This window comes from Treponema endosymbiont of Eucomonympha sp., assembly GCF_001028545.1.
Window position 1 is genome coordinate 1 of sequence record NZ_BBPW01000258.1, and the last position, 869, is coordinate 869.

Consider the following 869-nt stretch of genomic DNA (forward strand, 5'->3'; position numbering starts at 1 on the left):
TCACGATTTGTCACTGCACTACCAGCTTGTCCTCACCCGTGACGGCCGCATGGACAACATGGAAATCCAGGTCGAGGCACGGCCGGATGCAAGTTTCCCGGCGCGCGAAGCAGCCACGAAGCAACTGGCGCTGTCAGTCAAGGACACCATCGGCATCACCGCGCTTGTCACCGTGCTCGATCCCGGAAGCATCGAGCGCTCGGTCGGCAAAGCCAAACGCGTCATCGACAAACGGCCAAAGGAATAAGACGTCTCATGGCACGCAGCCGCGCCAACGACTACGACGACAAACGACAGGCGATCCTCAACCGCTCCGCGGAGCTTTTCTCGGCGCACGGTTATGACCGCGCGTCGATGAACAAGATTGCGGAAGCCTGCGGCGTGTCCAAGGCCAACCTCTATCACTACTACAAAGATAAAGAGGGTCTTCTGTTCGACGTGATCCGCTTCCATCTCGAGGAACTGCTGGAAGTCGTCGAGGCCGCTGATAATCCCGCGGCTGCGCCGGAAACGAGGCTGCGCGGCCTGATTGCCGCGCTGCTCGAAGCCTACCGGGACGCCGATTCACAGCACAACGTCCAGATCAGCAGCATGCGGTTTCTGCCGGCCGAGCGTCAGGCCGAACTGAAAGGCATGGAGCGCGACCTGGTCCGGATCTTTTCGGCGGCGGTTGCCGGCGCCGCGCCTCACCTCAAGGGCACGAAGATGCTCACCCCCGTCACGATGTCGCTGTTCGGCATGGTGAACTGGCATTACCTCTGGTTCAAAAGCACGGGATCCGTCAGCCGAGACGAATATGCAGAGATCGTCACCCGCCTGATATCCGACGGAGCACGGAGCCTGCTCAAGTCTCCCCCCAAGACATCGAA

Annotated in this window: 1 protein-coding gene and 1 pseudogene; both read left to right on the forward strand. The window is 60.5% G+C overall.

Annotated elements, in window-relative coordinates:
* A pseudogene (locus tag AWU74_RS14280) lies at nucleotides 1-247 on the forward strand (hypothetical protein); the annotation flags it as partial.
* Nucleotides 248-255: 8 nt separating this feature from the next.
* On the forward strand, nucleotides 256-869 hold a 614-nt coding region (locus AWU74_RS14285), incomplete at its 3' end, for a TetR/AcrR family transcriptional regulator (protein ID WP_062328610.1).